Annotated in this window: 3 protein-coding genes; all 3 read left to right on the top strand. The window is 71.5% G+C overall.

All coding sequences use genetic code 11. The annotated features are described in order from the left end of the window. On the top strand, positions 1 to 876 hold an 876-nt coding region (locus G6017_RS07955; protein ID WP_182610130.1), incomplete at its 5' end, for a cutinase family protein. A gap of 111 nt (positions 877 to 987) precedes the next feature. Beyond that, positions 988 to 2988, top strand: a complete 2001-nt coding sequence (fadD32, locus tag G6017_RS07950; RefSeq protein ID WP_095717077.1) for a long-chain-fatty-acid--AMP ligase FadD32 — start codon at positions 988 to 990, stop codon at positions 2986 to 2988. A gap of 87 nt (positions 2989 to 3075) precedes the next feature. After that, positions 3076 to 4818, top strand: a 1743-nt coding sequence (locus G6017_RS07945) for a type I polyketide synthase (RefSeq protein WP_241731425.1), incomplete at its 3' end; no start/stop codon positions are given.

The following is a 4818-nucleotide window of genomic DNA, read 5'->3' as shown; positions in this document are numbered from 1 at the left end:
GGCTGGTGGATCGGTGACCGGGGACTGCCGACGGGTCCGGACGGCCCGCTGCCCGGCCCGGCGGAGCCGGAGCTGACCCAGCCCGCGGATTGCCCCGACGTGCAGATGATCGCCGTGCCGGGCACCTGGGAGAGCAGCCCCACCGACGACCCCTACGCGCCGTCGTTCCTGCCCAACGCGCTGCTCAAGACCATCACGGACCCGCTGGGGGAGCAGTACCCCGCCGAGCGCCTGGAGGTCTTCACGGTCCCGTACGTGGCACAGTTCCGGAACCCCCAGCGCCCCGACGAGATCACCTACGACCAGAGCCGGGCCGAGGGCACGGATCGCGCGCGCGCCGAGTTGGTCGCGGTCCACGACCGCTGCCCGTACACCTCCTACATCCTGCTCGGCTTCTCCCAGGGGGCGGTGATCGCCGGCGACCTCACCAGCGAGATCGGCACCGGCAACGGGCCGGTCCCGGCGGAGCTCGTCCGGGGTTCGGTCCTCATCGCCGACGGTCGGCGCCTGCCCGGCGAGGGCCAGTCCCCGGGGCTGTCGCCGGGGACCGGTCAGGGGATGGAGATCTCGCTCCAGCCGGTGACGGGCTTCACGCAGCTCATCGCGGGTGCCACCATGACCGGCCCGCGGCCCGGCGGCTTCGGGGCGCTCGACGACCGGACCGCCCAGATCTGCGACTCCCGGGACCTCATCTGCAACGCCCCGCTCAACGTGGTGGACGGGGCGGCCCGGTTCCAGGAGTTCGTCGCCAACAACGCCATCCACGCCATGTACGCGACCAACCCGGACGTCGTCATGGGGACCACGGTTCCGGAGTGGACCATCGGACACGTGCGGGAACTCGTCGACGCGGCACCGGAGATCGCCCACGACTGACCGCCCGACCGAGTACCGTGCATGGGCGCGACACGCCTGGCCGGGTCGAGGATTCGGAGTTCGGATGTGCGCAGGGGCACGCTGTAAGATCGACCAAGCTTGTCGCCCGGTATGTCCGAGGTCGGCGACGTCGACCATCCAGTCATCGGTTCGGAACGGAGCAACGTGGAGTTCGAGCAGTACCACGACGCCAGCGGGGCGATCGTCATCCCTGATCGCACCACCCTGGTCGACTTCGTCGAATCCAACGTCTCCGCAGCACGCCGGGACCCCGCGGCGGACGGGCTGATCTACCGCTACATCGACTACTCGTCGTCGCGGCAGGGTGAGGTCGCCGAACTGTCGTGGTCGGACTTCGGGGACCGGCTCTACGCCATCGCCGCACGGCTGCAGCAGGTGGCGGAGCGGGGAGACCGCGTGGCCATCCTCGCGCCCCAGGGGCTCGACTACATCGTCTCGTTCTTCGCCGCCATCCACGCCGGTCTCACCGCCGTGCCGTTGTTCGATCCGGACGAGCCGGGTCATCACGACAGACTCCACGCGGTCCTCGGGGACTGCACGCCGTCCGTCATCCTCACCTCCACCGAGTCGGCGGCGGGGGTCCGCAAGCTCTTCCGCGACCTGCCCGCCCGGGAGCGGCCCCGCACGGTCGCCGTCGACGCGATCCCCGCCGAGCTGGGCTCGGGCTGGACCCGGCCCGATCTGGGTGCGGACGACATCGCCTACCTGCAGTACACCTCCGGGTCGACCCGCGTCCCCGCCGGCGTGGAGATCACGCACCGCAACGTCGTCACCAACGTCATGCAGCTCTTCGACGGGCTGGGCCTGACCCGCGCCTCCCGCGGCGTGACCTGGCTGCCGCTGTTCCACGACATGGGTCTGCTCACCGTGATCCTGCCGGCGATGGGCGGCGCCACGATCACCGTCATGAGCCCCCGGGCCTTCGTGCAGCGTCCCGGGCGGTGGGTCACCCAGCTCGGGGCGATGTCCGACGGCGACGGGGTCTTCGCCGCCGCCCCCAACTTCGCGTTCGAACACGCGGCCCGTCGTGGCCTGCCCCGGGAGGGCGAGTCGCTCGACCTCTCCGGGGTCACCAGCATCATCAACGGGTCCGAGCCGGTCACCCCCGCCTCGATGCGCGCGTTCAACGAGGCGTTCGCCCCGTACGGGTTGGCGCCGACCGCCATCAAGCCCTCCTACGGCATGGCCGAGGCGACGCTCTTCGTCTCCTCGCCCCGCAAGGACGACGAGGCGATCGTCATCCACGTGGACCGGGAGGACCTCAACAAGGGCGTCATGACCGTCCTGGACCCCGACGCGGTGGAGGGCAACGAGGACGCCATCCCGCAGGTGGCGTGCGGGTACGTGGCCCCCAGCCAGTGGGCGGTGATCGTCGAGCCGGGTGTCGACGGGTCGACGGGCGAGCACGACGGCACCGGCCGGGAACTGCCCGAGGGCCGGGTCGGGGAGATCTGGCTCTACGGCACCAACGTCGGGCGGGCCTACTGGGGTCGGCCGGAGGAGTCCGAGGCCACGTTCGGCAACAGGCTCACGGAGCGGCTCCCGGAGCACTCGAGGACGGTGCGCGAGTTCGGCACCGTCCCCGAGGACGCACGGTGGCTCCGCACGGGTGACTACGGCGCCTACGTGGACGGCCAGCTGTACATCACCGGTCGGGTCAAGGACCTCGTGATCGTCGCCGGACGCAATCACTACCCGCAGGATCTCGAGAACACCGCGCAGGACGCCTCCGCCTCGCTGCGCCCGGGCTTCGTCGCCGCGTTCTCCGTGCCGGCCAACCAGCTCCCGATCGACGCCCGTAACGGCGCCGTGATCCCCTCCGATGACTCCTCGGAGACCCTCGTGGTGGTGGGCGAGCGCGCCCCCGGTGCGGGGAAGGCGGATCCCGGACCCATCGCGGACGCGGTCCGCTCGGCGATCTCGGCGAGGCACGGGGTCACCGCGCAGGACGTGATCCTGGTCCCCGCCGGGTCCATCCCCCGAACCTCCAGCGGCAAGATCGCCCGCCGCGCCTGCAAGACCGCCTACGTCGGCGGGACCCTGCGGGGAGGCCACCAGCAGACGGCCTTCCCCGACGAGCCGGCGGAGTAGTTTCCGGGCCGCGTCACGGCACCACCGGTGCGCGGCGGCGACGGGCGAGCACACCGGACGAGACCCGATGGAAAGGCGATCCCCACGATGGCACAGAGCGAGATGACGGTAGTAGAGCTCCGCGACTGGTTGCGGGGCTGGGTCTCCCGGGCCACCGGGCTCGACGTCGCCAAGGTGACCGACGACCGCTCCCTCGAGGAGTTCGGGCTGTCCTCCCGGGACGCGGTGACCCTCTCGGCGGATCTCGAGGACCTGCTCGGCCGTCCCCTGGACGCCACGGTGGCCTACCAGCACCCCACCATCGCCTCTCTCGCCGAGTACGTGGTCAACGGACCGGCCGAGATCGACGAGCCCGGAGACCTCCACACCTTCCGCCACCGTGGGGCGGGGATGGAGTTCGACGTCGCCGTGATCGGCTTCGCCACCCGTTTCCCGGGCGGCGCGGACTCGCCCGAGGCCACCTGGGAACTGCTGTCCGAGGGCCGGGACGCCACCAGCCCGCGTCCGGCGACCCGCTGGTCCGAGTGGGCGGGTGACTCCTACGTCCAGCAGGTCCTGGCCGAGGCCCCGGACCGGGGCGGGTGGCTCGACGACTCCGAGGTGCGGGACTTCGACGCCGAGTTCTTCGGCATGAGTCCCCGCGAGGCGGAGATGGTGGACCCGCAGCAGCGGCTCGCACTCGAGCTCACCTGGGAGGCCCTCGAGCACGCGCACCTGCCCGCGAGTGACCTCAAGGGCCACGAGGTGGGCGTGTTCATCGGTTCGTCGTCCAGCGACTACCAGGTGTTCCTCACCTCCGACTCCGCCGCCGCCTCCCCGTACGCGGTCACGGGCGCCTCCAACTCGATCATCTCCAACCGGGTGTCGTACACGTTCGACTTCCGCGGCCCCTCGATGACCCTGGACACCGCGTGCTCGACCTCCCTGGTCGCGATCCACGAGGCCGTCAACTCGCTGCGCCTGCACGAGTCCGACCTGGCCGTGGCCGGTGGCGTCAACATGATGCTGGCGCCCGCCGCCACCATGGGCTTCGCCAAGACCGGGGCCGCGCTCAGCCCCGACGGGCGCATCAAGGCCTTCTCCTCCGACGCCAACGGCATCTGCCGGGCGGAGGGCGGGGGACTGTTCATCCTGAAGCGCCTGTCCGAGGCCGAACGGGACGGGGACGTGGTCCTCGCCGTCATCAAGGGGTCCGCCGTCAACTCCGACGGACGCTCCAACGGGATGACCGCCCCCAACCCGGACGCCCAGGTGGCGGTGCTGCGCCAGGCGTACGCCGACGCGGGTGTGGACCCGAGGGACGTCGACTACATCGAGGCCCACGGCACGGGCACGATCCTCGGTGACCCCATCGAGGCCACCGCGATCGGACAGGTGCTCGGCCGCGGCCGCGACGCCGATCGACCCACGCTGCTGGGCTCGGCCAAGACCAACTTCGGGCACATGGAGTCGGCGGCCGGTGCCGCGGGCCTGGCCAAGATCATCCTCGGGATGGGGCACGACTCGCTCCCGCCCACCCTCAACTTCGCCGGCCCCAACCCGTACATCGACTTCGACGCCGCGCGGCTGAGCGTCGTCACGGAGAACCGGCCGTGGCCGCGCTACAGCGGCCGGGCGCTGGCCGGTGTCTCCGGATTCGGCTTCGGCGGGACCAACGCCCACGTCGTGGTGGCCGAGTACCAGCCCGCCCCGGTCCGGGCCGCTCAGCAGACCGATCCGCAGACGGTCGACTCACAGACGGTCGATTCGCAGGCGACCGGCGCCGAGGACACCGTCGCGCGGACGGCCGACGCGGGGGACACCGCCGCGACGGAGGCCGCCCCGCAGGAC

The sequence above is a fragment of the Dietzia sp. B44 genome, from assembly GCF_014145245.1.
In the GTDB taxonomy this organism is placed as follows: Bacteria; Actinomycetota; Actinomycetes; order Mycobacteriales; family Mycobacteriaceae; genus Dietzia; species Dietzia natronolimnaea.
The sequence above is the reverse complement of the archived record's forward strand: the minus strand, read 5'-3'. Positions and strand labels throughout refer to the sequence as shown.